Here is a 15,456-nt window from a genome sequence, read left to right on the forward strand (position 1 = left end):
TCTTCACAAAGCAATCCAGATGTTCGAAACCTTCCTGCGCTTCGCCCGCCTCAGTGCGCCGCTTGTCCTGCTCGCCATGCTCCCGGCGCGAGCCTTCGCCGAGTCCTGCCCCGAGGATTGCTCCGAGCCCGCGCCCGTCGACATCTACAGCCACACCACCGCCGGCCATATGGCTCCAGCCGCGGCAGCTGCGTTGCCGCGCGTTTATGTGCCCAACCGTTCCTCGAACAGCGTTTCCGTCATCGACCCGGCGACGCTGAAGGAGGTCGACAGGTTTCCGGTCGGCAGCAAGCCGCAGCACGTCGTTCCTTCCTGGGACCTGAAGACGCTTTGGGTGGCCAATAACGGCACCGGCAAGAACGGCAGCCTGACGCCGATCGACCCGACGACCGGAAAGCCCGGCAAGCAGGTGCCGGTCGACGACCCCTACAACATGTACTTCATGCCGGACGGCAGCGCCGCCATCATCGTCGACGAGGCCCTGAGGCGGCTCGATCTGCGCGATCCGCGGACCATGGCGCTGCAAGCCGTCATCCCGACGCCGGCCTGCCCCGGCATCAACCATGCCGATTTCGCGGCCGACAATTCCTATGCGATCTTCACCTGCGAATATGGCGACGGCGGACTGGCCAAGATCGACCTGAAGAACCGCAAGGTGCTCGGCCATCTCGACCTGTCGAAGATGGGCATGCCGCAGGACATAAGGCTCTCGCCCGACGGCAAGGTCTTCTACGTCGCCGATATGATGAATGACGGCGTCTTTCTGATCGAAGGCGACAGCTTCAAGGAGATCGGCTTCATTCCGACGGGCATTGGCGCGCATGGCTTCGTCGTCAGCCGCGACGGCAAGCGGCTCTATGTGTCGAATCGCGGCTCGCACAAAATGGAGCAAGGCCGCGCCGACGGGCCGGGCAGCGTGACGGTGATCGACTTCGCGACGCGCTCGGTCGTCGCCCAATGGCCGATCCCCGGCGGCGGCAGCCCCGACATGGGCAATGTCAGCGCCGACGGCAAGCAGCTCTGGCTCTCCGGCCGCTTCGACAGCGAGGTCTATATGATCGACACGACGTCGGGCGCCGTGACGAAGATCCGCGTCGGCGTCGAGCCGCACGGCCTGACGGTGTGGCCGCAGCCGGGGCGCTACTCGCAGGGGCATACGGGGAATATGCGGTAGGGTGTCGGTGACCTGCAAATGCTGACGACCTCAATCCCAATGGAGCCTTGGCACCATGTCCGCTGCCCTTCCGCGACGGCTCCCTGCCGATGCACTTGGAACTCGTCTGACCATATTTCGATCATTGTCGAAATAGAGTTGACCGGCAGCGGCGGAGGGTGCAGTCTATTTCCATGAAACTCGAACAAGCCGCAAAACAGCTCGAAGCCATCGGCAACCCGACACGGCTCAAGCTCTATCGCACACTGGTCAGAGCCGGCGAAGCTGGCCGGCCGGTGGGATACTTGCAGGACACCCTTGGCATCGCGGCCTCGACGCTGTCCCATCACCTGCATCGCCTCATTCTGACCGGCCTCGTGACGCAGGAGCGTCAGGCGACGACCCTCATCTGCCGGGCCAACTATCCTATCATGCGCGACTTGATCGGCTTCCTGGCTGACGAGTGCTGTGCTGACGCAGCTTGCGGCGCGACGGAGAGCGACGCGGCGGCATAGCCTCTTTTTTGCATCGTATTTCGATGATCCCGGAAGGATGGAAAAATGTCGATGAATGACCCTGACGCCCTCCCTGTCGCCGTCATCGGAGCCGGCCCGGTCGGCTTGGCGGCTGCCGTCCAGCTCATCCAAAGGGGGCTCCCGGTGAAGGTCTATGAGGCCGGCGCTGGCATCGCCACAAATCTCAAGGACTGGGGCCATGTCCGGGTGTTCACGCCTTGGCGCTACTGTGTTGATCAGGCGGCCCGAAAGCGTCTTGAGGAGAGCGGCTGGACGATGCCCAAGCCCGAGGCGTTCCCCACCGCTGATGAATTGATTGCCCGCTACCTCGAGCCGCTAGCAAGGCTCCCTGAACTCTCCTCGTCCATCGAAACCAGTGCACGCGTGATTGCTGTTTCGCGCTGGGGCGCAGACAAGGTCTTGAGCAAAGATCGAAAGGCGCGACCGTTCATGCTGGTGGTCGAAACCGGGGAAGGCATCAGGCGCGACAGTGCACGAGCCGTCATTGACGCCTCAGGCACGTGGCAGACGCCAAATCCACTTGGGGCCGGTGGTGTCCCGGCGGAGGGCGAAGCGGAGTTCGCAGACAAGATTGCCTATGGCATTCCCGACATTCTCGGCCGCGACCGCACCCTTTATGCCGGCCGCGCCACGCTTGTTGTCGGTTCGGGTCATTCGGCCGCCAATGCCCTGCTCGATCTCGATAGGCTGGCTGCGGTTGAGCCGGGAACCGCTTTTGTCTGGGCGACACGCGGGACCGATCTGGTTCGCATTTACAGCGGTGGAGACTTGGATCAACTGCCTGCCCGTGGCGAGCTTGGTTCTGACGTTCGCGAACTTGCGGAGAGCGGGCGCACAAAGCTCGTCACTGGGTTCGCAACGCTGGCCATCCGCAGCTCAAACGGCCGCCTGGCAGTCGAAGGTCAGACGAAGGATGGCCTACAAATGCTCGGGCCTTTCGACCGCATCATCGCAGCGACTGGCCAGCGGCCCGATCTGTCCCTTACGCGCGAGCTTAGGCTTGATCTCGACCCCTGGCTTGAGGGCGTAAAGGCGCTGGGGCCTCTGATCGACCCCAACGAGCACTCCTGCGGCGACGTCCCCCCGCACGGCCATCGCGAACTGAGCCACCCCGAGCCCGACTTCTACACTGTCGGCATCAAGAGCTACGGCCGCGCCCCGACCTTCTTGCTGCTGACCGGGTATGAACAGGTGCGGTCGGTCGCGGCAGCCCTCGCTGACGACATGGCGGCTGCGGATGCGGTGCAACTGGTGCTACCCGAAACCGGCGTCTGCACGGTTCCCCAGTCGACCATACGCGCGACCGCTGGCGGATGCTGTGGTGGTCCCGCTTCTTCCGAGGCTGACGCCTGTTGTCTCGCCGATGCTGAAGCGAAGGCCGCTGGCAAGGGTGGCTGCGGGTGCGGGGTGGCAGCCTAATCGCATCACGCCCGATGGAACGCAGTCGCCGAACGATCATCACCGTCCTCGGCCTGACCCAAATCATGGCCTGGGGGTCCACCTATTACCTGCCGGCGGTGATTGCACCAAAGGTCGCCGCCGACACCGGCTGGCCGCTGCCTTGGGTCCTGGGTGGATTGTCGCTTGGCCTGCTCGTCGCCGGGCTGATCTCACCTCGCGTCGGCTCGTCCATTGAGCGCCACGGCGGCCGGAACGTTCTTGCGTTCAGCGCCGGCTGCATCGGCATCGGCCAGATCGGGCTCGCTGCCTCGCCGAACCTTGCCGCCTACATCGCAGCATGGCTCGTTGTTGGGCTTGGAATGGGGGCGGGCTTGTACGATGCCGCTTTCGCGACCCTCGGCCGGCTCTACGGACATAGCGCGCGCTCGGCCATCACAACCCTTTCGCTGTTCGGCGGCTTCGCCAGCACGTTCTGTTGGCCGATCTCGGCCTTCCTGATGGGCGAGACGGGCTGGCGCGGCACATGCCTCGTCTATGCTTCGGTGCAGTTGTTCTTCGCCCTGCCTCTCTATCTCGGAATGTTGCCGCGTCGGGCGCCGCTGCCGTGCGTCACAGATCGGCCTGGAAAGGAGCAGGTTGGCACCCCAGTTCAGCCGGCCGCAGTTCCGATCATGGTCGTCCTGGCTGCCACGCTGACCTTGGCGGCGGTCATTTCGTCGACGGTGTCAGTTCATCTCCTCACCATCTTGCAGGCCAGCGGCATGGCGCTCGCCGCTGCCGTTGGGCTCGGAGCACTGGTCGGCCCCGCTCAGGTGTCGGCGCGTGCCGTCGAGATGATCATCGCCCGCTACCATCATCCCATCTGGACCAAGTTCGCGTCGGTGAGCTTCGTCGCCATCGGCATTGGTGCGCTCTGCGTCGGGGTTCCGGTGGTGCCTGTGGCGCTGGCGTTCTACGGTGCAGGCATCGGCCTCGAAACGATAGCGCGAGGCACGCTGCCGCTCGCTCTGTTCGGTCCGTCGGGATACGCGAGACTGATGGGGCGACTTGCCATGCCCAGCTTGATCGCTCAAGCAGCAGCGCCGTCTGTCGGAGCGCTATTGTTGGAGCATGTGGGCGCTCACGGCACTCTAGCAGCTCTCGCTGGCTTGGCGCTGCTGAACGTCGGACTGGCGTGTAGCCTTGGCTGGCTGATCTTCCGTCGTCGAACCTTAGAGGTACAGGCGCAGTGATGCTTTGTAACCGGCCGGTAGCCCTGTGAAGCGGTTGGCCAGCCCATGAAGCTCCGTCACTTCGGCAACTGCCTGGTTGAAGATCAAAGAGACCAATTGGTGCCCCTAGCCGGGATCGAACCAGCACTCCTTGCGGAACTCGATTTTGAGTCGAGCGCGTCTACCTATTCCGCCATAGGGGCTCAGGCCGGGCGGCCTGGATGGGCGCGGACTATACGGGCGGACGGGCTTTCGTCAACTGGCCTGTTGCGATTTGCCAATGCTGGCTGCACCCGGCCATGCCTTTCAGTCTCGTGAAGGTGCCGCCATTGTGCGGCGCGGAAAATCTTTCTAGACAGGGGATGCGTTGAAGCGCCTCGGATCCCAAAGGGTGGATGCGGCGCTTTGGGACCTTGTCTTCCTGCCACCCGGTGTCCAAAACCACTGCGCGCTTTTCAGGAGAGCCGATGCTTCGCGGACTTTACGACTGGACGATGTCCCTGGCGGCAAGGAAATCGGCCGAATGGTGGCTGGCCTTCATCGCCTTCGTGGAAAGCTCGGTCTTTCTGGTGCCGGCCGACGTGCTCTATCTGCCGATGGCGCTGTCCAAGCCGGAGCGCGCCTATCGCTACGCGCTGGTAGCAACGGTGGCCTCGGTGCTCGGCGGCGTCGCCGGCTGGTTCATCGGCCACTACGCCTACGAGGCGGTCGCCAAGCCGATTCTGGAATTCTACGGCAAGTATGACGAGTTCGAGCAGTTGCGGACCTCATCCGGCGTCGGCTTCATCGTCCTGATGCTGATCACCTCGGGCGCGGCGCATTTGCCGCCGATCAAGGTCGTGACGATCCTGTCGGGCGTCATCGGCGTCAACCTCCTGCTGTTCATCGGGCTGGCGATCGTTGCGCGCGGCGCCCGTTTTCTGCTGCTTGCCTGGCTGCTGCGCCGCTACGGCGAGTCGATCAGGGAGTTCATCGAGAAACGGCTGGGCATGATCGTCAGCGCCGGCGCCGCTGCCCTTATTTTGCTCTATATCGCGGTCAGATACGCCCACGGATAATGCATGTCGGCCAAAAGTGCGCAGCGGTTTTGGGAGAACGACATGCATCGAAACAAGACTCAAGCGCGGCGCCTGAATTCATTTCTGCGCGACGCGCTTTAGGTGCCAAGCGAACGGATCACGACCGATGACAGCGACCATGACCGCCGACACTGGACGCCAGCGGACGCGTGCCGCGCTGTTCCTGGCCGTCGCCATGGCGGCGACGGTCGGCTCGGCGCTCGCCTTCCAGTATATCGGCGGCTACATTCCCTGCCATCTGTGCCTGGAGCAGCGCACGCCCTATTATATCGGCGCGCCGCTGATGCTGGTCGCGGCCGCTGCCTCAATGCTGCGCGCGCCGGCCTGGTTGACGCGCGGCCTGCTGGCGATCGGTGGCCTGTTGATGCTCTATGGCCTCTATCTCGGCGTCTACCACTCGGGCGTCGAGTGGGCGTGGTGGCCTGGCCCCGCCGACTGCACGGCCAGCGCCGGTCCGGTCGACACCGGCGGCAAGGGCGTGCTCGATGCGCTGGACAAGTTCGTGCCGCCCTCCTGCGACAAGGCCGCGCTTCGCATTCTCGGCCTGTCGCTCGCCGGCTGGAACGCCATCGCTAGCCTCATCCTGGCCGCCGTCGCCTTACGCTGCGCGCTCGCGCGCGACTGAGCTACACAGCCGTAGTGACGGGGAGAAAAGAGGCCGTCATCAATGGCTTCGCCAATGATCGACGTGCAGAATGGGCGACGTCGCGGCGCACAATTCCTTCTCCCCGTAACTAAACGGAGAGAAGGTGGCGCCAGCCGGATGAGGGCAACGCCGAAGATCGGCAATTTGTCGTTGCATGGCCGGTCGATTGTGCCGAACTCTACGGCTCCAATTCGACATCCCAGTAGAGATAATCCATCCAGCTTTCATGCAGATGGTTGGGCGGGAACAGGCGGCCGTTATTGTGCAGATCGTGCACGGTCGGCTGATAGGGTTTTTGCAGCGGCCACATCTTGGCCTGCGCCGGCATCATGCCGCCTTTCCTGAGATTGCAGGGCGAGCAGGCGGCCACGACGTTCTCCCAGGTCGTCGCCCCGCCGCGATGGCGCGGGATGACATGGTCGAAGGTGAGATCGTCGGTCGTGCCGCAATACTGGCACTGGAAGCGGTCGCGCAGAAAGACGTTGAAGCGGGTGAAGGCGGGATGCCGCGACGGCCTCACATAGGCCTTCAGACTCACCACGCTCGGCAGCTTCATCGAGAAGGTCGGCGAGGAGACGGCGTGTTCGTATTCGGCGACGATATTGACCCGGTCGAGGAAGACAGCCTTGATGGCGTCCTGCCACGACCAGAGCGACAGGGGGTAATAGCTGAGCGGACGGTAATCCGCATTCAGCACCAGCGCGGGAAGCCCATCCGGAGATACGGCAACCGTCACGTAGTTGGCCTCCTTCGTTCCAAACCGAACGCCACGGATACTGTAAGCCCGACATGACAGGGATGTGAAGCGGATTGTCGTTCGGCGAAACGTTCAAAAACGCATGATTTTCATGCTTTTTCGGCCATCTCGACAGGTGGCGCCGCGTCCCTGCCCTTCAATTCCCGATAGTAGGCCCAGAAAAGCCGCGACGCGACCCCTCGCCACGGGCTCCATGATTCGGCCAGTCGAATCAGAGTTTTCTCCGGCGGACGAGGGTCGATGCCCAGGGCATGGCCGACCGCCGTCTGCAGCGCGACGTCGCGCGCGGGAAACACATCGGGGTGGCCGGCGGCGAACAGCAGGTAGCACTCCGCCGTCCACGGTCCGATGCCCGGCACCGCCGTCATCGCCGCGATCGCCTCGTCGGCATCGAGCGAGCAGAGATGGTGGAGGTCAAGCCCGCCGGCCACGGCTTGCGCGATGGCGATCAGCCCGCGCTGCTTCGGCCGCGACAGGCCGGCCTCGCGGAAAATATCCTCGCCGGCGCAAAGGATGCCTTCCGGCGTCAGCGGATCGACCAGCCTGATCAGCCGGCCGAAAATGGCATCGGCGCTGGCGCGGGATACCTGCTGCGAGACGATGATCGACGCGAGGCTGCCGAATCCGGGCTCGGAGAGCCTCAGCGGCACCTCGCCGGCCATGCCGCGTACCTTCTCCAGCCGTGGATCGAACTGGCAGAGCGCGTCGAGTCCTGCCGCAATGTCGTCGAGCGAGGCGATGCGTTGCACGTTTGCTTGTTCCCAGGGCGCTCATGAAGTGGCAATTGATGGCTAACTATCAACCGGCGGAAGCGCCTTTCAACCCGAATGCCGTCCGAGACATGACGCTCCCGACATTCCGCTTCGCGCCGAGCCCCAATGGCGAGTTGCATCCCGGCCATGCCTATTCGGCCCTGCTGAACCGGCAAATGGCGGCGCGGGCGGGAGGACGGCTGTTGCTGCGCATCGAGGACATCGATGTCATCCGCTGCACGCCGGAATTCGAGGCCGGCATATTCCGCGACCTGGAATGGCTGGGGTTCGAATGGGAAGAGCCCGTGCGGCGCCAGTCCGAACACTTTTCCGAATACAGGGCCGTGCTCGACCGGCTGATCGCCGAGGAACTCGTCTATCCCGCCTTCATGAGCCGCGGCGAGATCCGCGCCTTCATTGCCGAGACCGAGAAACGCGGCCGCGATTGGCCGCGCGACCCCGACGGCGTGCCGCTTTATCCGCCGCTCGACAAGGCACTTCCGTCTAAGGAGCGCAGGCGGCGCATTGCCGAGAACACGCCTTTTGCCTGGCGGCTCGACATCGAGGCAGCCATGGCGCGCATGCCGGGCGCCTTGTCATGGGTCGAGTTCACCGACGAGGCCATGGCCGCGACGCAAACGGTCGACGCATCGCCGCAGGCCTGGGGCGACGTCGTCGTGGCGCGCCGCGATATCCCGACCAGCTACCATCTCGCAGTCGTCGTCGACGACGCGCTGCAGGGCGTCAGCCATGTCGTGCGTGGTCAGGACCTTTACGCGGCGACCAGCGTGCAGCGCTTGTTGCAGGACCTGCTCGGCCTCCCCGCGCCGCGCTACTTCCACCATCGGCTGATCCTCGGCTCGGACGGGCGGAAGCTGTCCAAGAGTTTCAAGGACACCGGTCTTGCCGCACTCAGGCAGGCAGGCGTCTCGCCGCAGGATGTCATGCGGCTCGTTGGGCTTTAACTACAAGCGAGCCAGTCCGGCCTTGATCAGCGCCATCACGCTGATGAAGACGAAGGCGCCGCTCAATCCCCATGCCACAGCTAGCTTGATATCCCGGAAGGTGATGCCGTGCTCATTGGCGATCATCACCGCGACGAAGAAGCCCAGCGTGAAGAGCAGCGTGTTGCCGGTCGAGCCGAAGCCGTCGTCCTTCATGATGGCATCGAGCGCGGTACCGAAGAAGAATCCGAAAACCGCGACGGTGGCGACCGCGAACAGCAGCCATGTCGTCCCGAGATGCAAAAGCATGCCTGCTCATGGCGTGCCTTAACGCCATGCCCCTCTTGGCACCGTTTGTTGAATTCGGATGAGCTTATGGATCAACCGTTTCGTTTTGCTTGCCGAATTGATCGGCATTAGAGCAATTGCCGACATTAACTTTTCACGCGCAGCCAGAGCCCTCCTTCCAATGCACAGCATCAAGCGGTTCATCCCCGCCTCTTTCGTCGTTCTGTGGGCGACCGGCTTCATCGGCGCGCGCTATGCCATGCCATGGGCGGAGCCTTTCACCTTCCTCGCCATCCGCTTCGTGCTGGCGGCGATCCTGTTTGCGGGACTGACTGTCCTTATCGGCTCGCGACGGGCCACCCGCGAGGAGGCGCTTCATGCGACGGTGGCCGGCGTCCTAATGCACGGTGTCTATCTGGGCGGCGTCTTCTGGGCGATCCACAGAGGCATGCCGGCCGGGCTTTCGGCGCTGATCGTCGGCCTGCAGCCGCTGATCACGGCGGTGCTCGCCGGCAAATTTCTCGGCGAGGCGATCCTGCCGCGCCATTGGGCGGGCCTTGCCGTCGGGCTTCTGGGCGTCGTCATCGTGCTGTGGCCGAAGCTCGGCATGATTGGCGGCGGCGTTACCGCGGCAACGCTGACGGCCTCGCTGGTCTCGGTGCTCGGCATGGCCGCTGGTACGATCTGGCAAAAGCGCTTCGCCTCCGGCGGCGACCTCGTCTCGGCGACCATGTGGCAGTATGTCGGCGGCTCGGTCGTCACGCTCCTGGGGTCGCTCGCCTTCGAGACGCGCACCATCACCGTCAACGGCGAGCTCATCTTTGCCATGGCATGGCTGGTCCTGGTGCTGTCTCTCGGCGCCATCTTCCTGTTGATGGTGATGATCAGGGACGGCGAGATGTCGAAGGTCGCATCGCTGTTCTATCTTGTGCCCGCCGTCACCGCCGTCATCGCGTGGGCTCTGTTCGGCGAAGAGCTCACTCTGCTGCAGATCGCCGGCATGGCGATCGCCACTTTGGGCGTCGGGCTCGCGACCGCCCGTCAGGACAGAGCTCAACCCACGCGGGCGCGCGCCTCGAGATAGCGGCTGATCGCGGCATTGAGCTCGCCGCCAAGGATGAAAATGGCCGAGATGATGTAGAGGAACACCACCGCGATCATGATCGAGGCCAACCCCGCATAGGTCGTCACATAGGACGAGAAATGGTCGAGATAGGTGGCGAAGATGGTCGAGCCGGCCAGCCACGCGACCAGCGTGAAGACGATGCCCGGAACGATGGAAACGAAGCGGCGCTTGCCGGCCGGCAGCCAGATATGCACCGCGAACAGGCCGATGACGATGACCGTCGAGGCGATCACGTAACGCCATATGGTGATCGTGCCCATATAGGGCTTGATCCATTCCAGATGCGCCTCGGCCAGCCGCGCGAGCAGGGGCGCGAGCACCAGAAGCACGCTGACGGCGAGAAAGCAGGCCGTCGCGATCAGCACGAAGACGATGCTCTGCACCCGGCGGTGGATGATGCCGCGCGTCTCGGTAACGCGATAGGCGCGGTTGAGCGAGGTCCTTAGCGCCTCGATGCCGTTCGAGGCGAAGTAGGCGGCTAAGAGCACGCCGTAGGTCAGGAGGTCGCTGCGCCGCACGGTGAGCACATTCTGCACCTCGCGCGCGATCGGCTTGGCAATCTGCTCCGGCCAGGTGTCGAAGACCAGATGCACGGCCGTGTCGGCGAAGGCGCGCGCGCCGAGAAAGCTGGCCAGCGTCGTTGCGAAGATCAGGAACGGAAACAGCGCCATCAGCGAGGTGATCGCCAGATGGCTGGCCATTGCCCAGCCATCGTCGGTGGTGAAATGGCCGATCGCATCGTAGAGCACGCGCTTGACCGCGACGATATTCCTGAGCAAGGACCCGCGCTCCGCTCGATTGTGTCGACGCCGCGAATATGGGAAGGGATTGCGGCAAATGGCAACCCCAGGTCCCACAACGTTGCCCACCGCTGAACAGTTGCGCAGCATCATCGTCACCGGCACCTCCTCCGGCATAGGCGCCTATTGCGCGCGGGCATTGAAGGCGGAAGGCTGGCGCGTGTTCGCCACGGCTCGCGCACCGGCCGACATCGCCGCGCTCGAGGCGGAGGGCATCGAAGCCTTCTATCTCGACTATCGCGAGCCCGAGTCCATCGCCGCCTTGGCCGAGGCCGTGCTGGAGCGCACGGGCGGCACGCTCGACGCGCTGTTCAACAATGGCGCCTACGCGCAACCCGGTGCCGTCGAGGACCTGCCGGTCGAAGCGCTGCGCGAGCAGTTCGAAGCCAATTTCTTCGGCTGGCACGACCTGACCCGCCGCGTCGTGCCGGTCATGCGCCGCCAGGGGCACGGTCGCCTCGTCCACTGCTCCTCGATCCTGGGGCTCGCCCCGGTCCGTTTTCGCGGCGCCTATTCGGCGTCGAAACATGCCGTCGAAGGCCTCATGCTTTGCCTGCGCCAGGAGCTCGAAGGCAGCGGCATTCATGTCTCGTTGATCGAGCCGGGGCCGGTGACCTCGAAGATCGCCAGCAACGGCCTGGTATGGTTCTTGAAGAACATCGACGTCGAGAACTCCGTTCACCGCGCCGACTACCGGGCGCAGCTCGCGCGGCTCAAGGCCGGCGGCAGCGTCTCGCGTCTGAAGCCCGGACCTGAGGTGGTCCATGGCGCCTTGCGCCACGCGCTTCTGTCACAGCGCCCGCACCCGCATTATGTGGTAACGGTGCCGGCCAGAATCGGCGTGGCGCTCAAGCGCATCCTGCCGGCCTCGATGCTCTACCGCGTGCTCGCCAGGCGGGCCTGACCGAAACCCAACTGGAGCCAGCACCATGGCAACCGTCTTCAACATCCTCGCCATTGTCGTCATGGCTGCCGTCGTGGTCGTGCTGATCCGCGGCCTCGTCAACATGATGCGCGGCGGCTCAGGCTTCACCTCCAACAAGCTGATGCAGGCCCGCGTACTGCTGCAGTTCATAGCTCTGGTGCTGATCATGCTGACCGTCTACTTCACCCGCAAGTAACTGGCCGGGGAGGAGAAGGTGGTCAAGCTCAACAAGATCTATACCCGTACCGGCGACGACGGCACTACCGGTCTGGGCAGCGGCGAGCGGCGCCTGAAGTCAGATCTGCGCGTCGAAGCCTACGGCACGGTGGACGAAGCAAATGCCTGCGTCGGCATGGCGCGCGTCCACACCGCAACCGATCATCCGGCGCTCGACGCCATGCTCTCCCGCATCCAGAACGATCTTTTCGACCTCGGCGCCGACCTTGCGGTCCCGGACGACGGCAAACCGCTCGGCTACGAGCCGCTGCGCATCGTCGCCGCGCAGACCGGGCGCGTCGAAAAGGACATCGATGCTCTCAACAAGGACCTGCAGCCGCTGAAATCCTTCGTGCTGAACGGCGGCACGCCTGCCGCGGCAGCCCTGCATCTTGCGCGCACCGTAACACGGCGCGCCGAACGCCTCATGGTGGCGCTGGCGCAGGACCCGGCCGAGCACGTCAACCGCGAAGCGCTGAAATACATCAACCGCGTCTCCGACTTCCTGTTCGTCGCCGCCCGGGCGGTCAATGACAACGGAAATGCCGACGTGCTATGGGTTCCCGGCAAGAACCGCTGACAACCGGGTATGGCGGGAGGGTCCGATGTTCATCCCGCTCTACGATACCAACAGGCTCCGCCACATCCGCCTGCAATATGTGACGATCGGCCTGATCGCCGCGAATGCCTTGGTCTATCTCGCTACCACGCTTGGCGGCGAGAGCTTCACCAATGCCGCAGTGCTTGGCCTCGGCTTCATCCCCTCTGTCGTCCATGACAAGGTGGAGCTGTCGCCCGAATTCGTCGTCATTCCCGAAAGCCTCAGCTATCTCACCTATTCCTTCCTGCATGCCGACATCTTCCATCTCGGCGGCAACATGCTGTTCCTGTGGGTGTTCGGCGACAATGTCGAGGACGCGCTCGGCCATATCCGCTACCTGATCTTCTACCTCGCCTGCGCGGCGGCGGGCGCTTTCTTTCAAGGCTTGGTCGGCTGGGATTCCCAGGTGCCGCTGATCGGCGCTTCCGGCGCCATCGCCGGCGTGGTTGCGGCCTATCTGATCCTCTATCCGAAGGTTAAGGTGTGGGTATTGGTCTTTGCGCGCATTCCTCTGCGCATCCCCGCCTTCATCCCGCTCGTCCTTTGGATCCTGTTCCAGATCGTGATGTTTGCCGCCGGCGGAGAGGATCAGATTTCCTGGGCCTGCCACATCGGCGGCATCATTGCCGGCGCCGTTCTCGTCCTGGTGCTGCGCAGCCGCGGCGTGCCGCTGCTTGCCGGCGCAGACGGCGAGCCGGACCCGACGCCGAAGGTGCAGAACGTCCCTCTCCCGATCGAGCCCGGACCAGCGCCCGAGGCGCCGGCACAGACTGCGCCTCGATGGGGCCGCGGCGCGGCGTCGCCGCCAGACTGAACCGATTTGAGTGCGACGTGCATATTGACGCGCCGGATTGCCGCCACTACGGAACGCCACCACAGAGCATGATCCCGAAAAGTGGGAACCGGTTTTCGGAACGATCATGCTCAACCGAAACATCGGGGTGGAACTGCTTCTTGGCCGTTGGAGACCAGAATTCCGCCCGGAATGTCGGCTTTCGACAACTCTGACAAGGCGCACACTGCTATAGCGCGCCCGACTATCTCAGGAGAGGTGACAGGAAAATGAAGATCGTTGTGCCCGTGAAGCGGGTTGTGGACGCGAACGTCAAGGTCCGGGTCAAGGCCGACGGACTGGGCGTCGAGCTTGCCAACGTCAAGATGGCGATGAACCCGTTCGACGAGATCGCGGTCGAGGAAGCGATCCGGATCAAGGAAGCCGGCAAGGCCGAGGAGATCATCGTCGTCTCGATCGGCCCGCAGCAGGCCCAGGAGACGCTGCGCACCGCGCTCGCCATGGGCGCCGATCGCGCCATCCTGGTCAAGACCGACGAGCAGACCGAGCCGCTGGGTGTGGCCAAGGTATTGAAGGGCGTGGTCGAGGCCGAGAAGCCCGGCCTCGTCATCCTCGGCAAGCAGGCGATCGACGACGACAGCAACCAGACCGGCCAGATGCTGGCGGCGTTGCTGGGCTGGGCTCAAGGGACATTCGCCTCGAGGATCGAGCTCGCCGGCGATCATGCCAAGGTAACGCGTGAGGTCGACGGCGGCCTGCAGACGGTTGAGCTGAAAATGCCGGCGATCGTGACCGCCGACCTTCGCTTGAACCAGCCGCGCTATGCATCGCTCCCCAACATCATGAAGGCCAAGAAGAAGCCGCTCGACGAGAAGAGCCCGGCCGACTACGGCGCCGACGTCAAGCCGCGCCTGAAGGTGATCAAGACCGAGGAGCCCGGCGGCCGCAAGGCGGGCGTCAAGGTCAAGAGCGTCGCCGAGCTGGTCGAGAAGCTCAAGAACGAAGCCGGCGTGCTCTAAAGCGGTCAGGAAAGGAACAGGAAAATGGCAATTCTCCTCATCGCCGAACACGACAACGCAAGCCTTTCCGACCAGACTGCCAAGGCGCTCGCGGCGGCCCTGCAGATCGGCTCGGATGTCGATGTGCTGGTCGCCGGCAAAGGCGCCAAGGCGGCAAGCGACGCGGCCGCCAAGCTGAAAGGTGTTCGCAAAGTCCTGCTGGCCGAGGCCGACGAACTCTCCGAACGGCTGGCGGAGCCGCTGGCTGCACTCGTCGTCTCGCTCGCCGGCTCCTATGACGCGATCGTCGCCCCCGCGACCTCAGCGGGCAAGAACGCCGCGCCGCGCGTGGCGGCCCTGCTCGACGTCGCGCAGGTCTCCGAGATCATCGAGGTGGTCTCGCCCGACACCTTCAAGCGGCCGATCTATGCCGGCAACGCCATCCAGACCGTGCAGTCGACCGACGCCAAGAAGGTGATCACGGTGCGCACCGCCTCCTTCCAAGGGGCGCCCGAGGGCGGCTCGGCCCCGGTCGAGACGGTGAACGCCGCCGCCAATCCCGGCCTCTCCTCCTTCGTCGAGAACAAGCTCTCCGAGAACGACCGTCCCGAGCTGACTTCGGCCAAGATCATCATCTCGGGTGGCCGTGCACTCGGCTCCTCGGAGAAGTTCCAGGAGGTCATCCTGCCGGTCGCCGACAAGCTCGGCGCTGCCGTCGGCGCATCCCGCGCCGCCGTCGACGCTGGCTATGCGCCCAACGACTGGCAGGTCGGCCAGACCGGCAAGGTGGTCGCCCCCGATCTCTACATTGCTGTCGGCATCTCCGGCGCCATCCAGCATCTTGCCGGCATGAAGGATTCCAAGGTCATCGTCGCCATCAACAAGGACGAGGAAGCGCCGATCTTCCAGGTTGCCGACTACGGTCTCGTCGGCGATCTCTTCGTCATCCTGCCGGAACTGCAAAAGGCGCTTTGACGCTTTCTGCTCTGGCATATTAAAATCGGAAGGGTGGGGTAGACGAAGTCGCCCCGCCCTTTTAGTTTGCACTGCACAAAAAGCAGGCCGGTAAAGGCTTGCGCAATTCCAGGAAAAGTCCGTAGCGGTTTTCCCTCCGGAATTGCGATAAACAAAAAGGGCAATTCCAGGAAAGTGCCGAGCCACTTTGCGTCCGGAATTGCGGGAAACAAAGAGAAGGGAGCGCTTCCGTGTCTCGCAGAAGCGGAAATGCTC

At 63.9% G+C, this 15,456-nt stretch carries 18 protein-coding genes and 1 tRNA gene; 14 read left to right on the forward strand and 5 right to left on the reverse strand.

Translation table 11 applies throughout. The features are described 5' to 3' along the window. Nucleotides 1-19: 19 nt before the first annotated feature. The 4 genes from CK224_RS15875 to CK224_RS15890 all read left to right on the forward strand — a co-directional run bounded on the left by CK224_RS15875 (nucleotide 20) and on the right by CK224_RS15890 (nucleotide 4,322). Nucleotides 20-1,174 (forward strand): YncE family protein, encoded by a 1,155-nt coding sequence (locus CK224_RS15875; RefSeq protein ID WP_095782412.1) that lies wholly within the window; start codon nucleotides 20-22, stop codon nucleotides 1,172-1,174. A 173-nt stretch (nucleotides 1,175-1,347) separates the two neighbouring features. Further along, nucleotides 1,348-1,668 carry a metalloregulator ArsR/SmtB family transcription factor gene (locus CK224_RS15880; protein ID WP_066990141.1) on the forward strand — a complete coding sequence of 107 codons (321 nt, stop codon included), beginning with the start codon at nucleotides 1,348-1,350 and terminating at the stop codon, nucleotides 1,666-1,668. Between the two features lie 51 nt (nucleotides 1,669-1,719). Next, nucleotides 1,720-3,108 carry an NAD(P)-binding protein gene (locus CK224_RS15885; RefSeq protein WP_066990487.1) on the forward strand — a complete coding sequence of 463 codons (1,389 nt, stop codon included), beginning with the start codon at nucleotides 1,720-1,722 and terminating at the stop codon, nucleotides 3,106-3,108. Between the two features lie 14 nt (nucleotides 3,109-3,122). Continuing rightward, nucleotides 3,123-4,322, forward strand: coding sequence for an MFS transporter (locus tag CK224_RS15890; protein ID WP_095782413.1), 1,200 nt, complete (start codon nucleotides 3,123-3,125; stop codon nucleotides 4,320-4,322). 97 nt (nucleotides 4,323-4,419) lie between these two features. Here CK224_RS15890 and CK224_RS15895 read toward each other — a convergent pair. Then, a tRNA-Leu gene (locus CK224_RS15895) sits at nucleotides 4,420-4,504 on the reverse strand. A 264-nt stretch (nucleotides 4,505-4,768) separates the two neighbouring features. Between CK224_RS15895 and CK224_RS15900 the strand changes: the two genes are divergently transcribed. After that, entirely contained in the window at nucleotides 4,769-5,359 is a 591-nt protein-coding gene (locus CK224_RS15900; protein ID WP_066990147.1) for a YqaA family protein, read from the forward strand. A 127-nt stretch (nucleotides 5,360-5,486) separates the two neighbouring features. Continuing rightward, complete coding sequence (locus CK224_RS15905) at nucleotides 5,487-6,005, forward strand: disulfide bond formation protein B (protein ID WP_066990150.1); 519 nt, start codon at nucleotides 5,487-5,489, stop codon at nucleotides 6,003-6,005. 199 nt (nucleotides 6,006-6,204) lie between these two features. Here CK224_RS15905 and CK224_RS15910 read toward each other — a convergent pair whose 3' ends face one another. Both CK224_RS15910 and CK224_RS15915 read right to left on the reverse strand, forming a co-directional pair. Further along, nucleotides 6,205-6,762, reverse strand: coding sequence for an HNH endonuclease (locus CK224_RS15910; protein ID WP_066990153.1), 558 nt, complete (start codon nucleotides 6,760-6,762; stop codon nucleotides 6,205-6,207). A gap of 110 nt (nucleotides 6,763-6,872) precedes the next feature. Further along, on the reverse strand, nucleotides 6,873-7,532 hold the full coding sequence (locus CK224_RS15915; protein WP_095782414.1) for a DNA-3-methyladenine glycosylase: 660 nt from the start codon (nucleotides 7,530-7,532) through the stop codon (nucleotides 6,873-6,875). Nucleotides 7,533-7,624: 92 nt separating this feature from the next. Here CK224_RS15915 and gluQRS point away from each other — a divergent pair, with 92 nt between their 5' ends. Further along, nucleotides 7,625-8,500 carry a tRNA glutamyl-Q(34) synthetase GluQRS gene (gluQRS, locus tag CK224_RS15920; RefSeq protein WP_095782777.1) on the forward strand — a complete coding sequence of 292 codons (876 nt, stop codon included), beginning with the start codon at nucleotides 7,625-7,627 and terminating at the stop codon, nucleotides 8,498-8,500. Here the strand turns inward: gluQRS and CK224_RS15925 are convergent, their stop codons facing one another. After that, entirely contained in the window at nucleotides 8,501-8,788 is a 288-nt protein-coding gene (locus CK224_RS15925) for a hypothetical protein (RefSeq protein ID WP_066990158.1), read from the reverse strand. A gap of 160 nt (nucleotides 8,789-8,948) precedes the next feature. Here CK224_RS15925 and CK224_RS15930 point away from each other — a divergent pair, with 160 nt between their 5' ends. Continuing rightward, nucleotides 8,949-9,851, forward strand: a complete 903-nt coding sequence (locus CK224_RS15930) for a DMT family transporter (RefSeq protein WP_095782415.1) — start codon at nucleotides 8,949-8,951, stop codon at nucleotides 9,849-9,851. Here the strand turns inward: CK224_RS15930 and CK224_RS15935 are convergent. Next, nucleotides 9,821-10,672 carry a YihY/virulence factor BrkB family protein gene (locus CK224_RS15935; RefSeq protein WP_066990164.1) on the reverse strand — a complete coding sequence of 284 codons (852 nt, stop codon included), beginning with the start codon at nucleotides 10,670-10,672 and terminating at the stop codon, nucleotides 9,821-9,823. The genes CK224_RS15930 and CK224_RS15935 overlap by 31 nt on opposite strands. 58 nt (nucleotides 10,673-10,730) lie before the next feature. Here CK224_RS15935 and CK224_RS15940 point away from each other — a divergent pair, with 58 nt between their 5' ends. From CK224_RS15940 to CK224_RS15965, 6 genes are all read left to right on the forward strand, one after another. After that, a complete protein-coding gene (locus tag CK224_RS15940; RefSeq protein ID WP_095782416.1) occupies nucleotides 10,731-11,597 on the forward strand; it encodes an SDR family oxidoreductase in 867 nt (288 codons plus the stop codon). A gap of 25 nt (nucleotides 11,598-11,622) precedes the next feature. Further along, the gene (locus CK224_RS15945) at nucleotides 11,623-11,814 is read left to right on the forward strand and encodes a twin transmembrane helix small protein (protein WP_066990167.1); all 192 of its coding nucleotides are present in this window, start codon (nucleotides 11,623-11,625) and stop codon (nucleotides 11,812-11,814) included. 18 nt (nucleotides 11,815-11,832) lie between these two features. Beyond that, complete coding sequence (locus tag CK224_RS15950) at nucleotides 11,833-12,414, forward strand: cob(I)yrinic acid a,c-diamide adenosyltransferase (protein ID WP_095782417.1); 582 nt, start codon at nucleotides 11,833-11,835, stop codon at nucleotides 12,412-12,414. A gap of 25 nt (nucleotides 12,415-12,439) precedes the next feature. Further along, a complete protein-coding gene (locus CK224_RS15955) occupies nucleotides 12,440-13,249 on the forward strand; it encodes a rhomboid family intramembrane serine protease (RefSeq protein ID WP_095782418.1) in 810 nt (269 codons plus the stop codon). Nucleotides 13,250-13,497: 248 nt separating this feature from the next. After that, nucleotides 13,498-14,247: an electron transfer flavoprotein subunit beta/FixA family protein gene (locus CK224_RS15960; RefSeq protein WP_095782419.1), complete on the forward strand. Its 750-nt coding sequence runs from the start codon at nucleotides 13,498-13,500 to the stop codon at nucleotides 14,245-14,247. 24 nt (nucleotides 14,248-14,271) lie between these two features. Further along, entirely contained in the window at nucleotides 14,272-15,201 is a 930-nt protein-coding gene (locus CK224_RS15965; protein ID WP_095782420.1) for an electron transfer flavoprotein subunit alpha/FixB family protein, read from the forward strand. Nucleotides 15,202-15,456: the final 255 nt, after the last annotated feature.

The sequence above is a fragment of the Mesorhizobium sp. WSM3862 genome (assembly GCF_002294985.1).
In the GTDB taxonomy this organism is placed as follows: Bacteria; Pseudomonadota; Alphaproteobacteria; order Rhizobiales; family Rhizobiaceae; genus Mesorhizobium.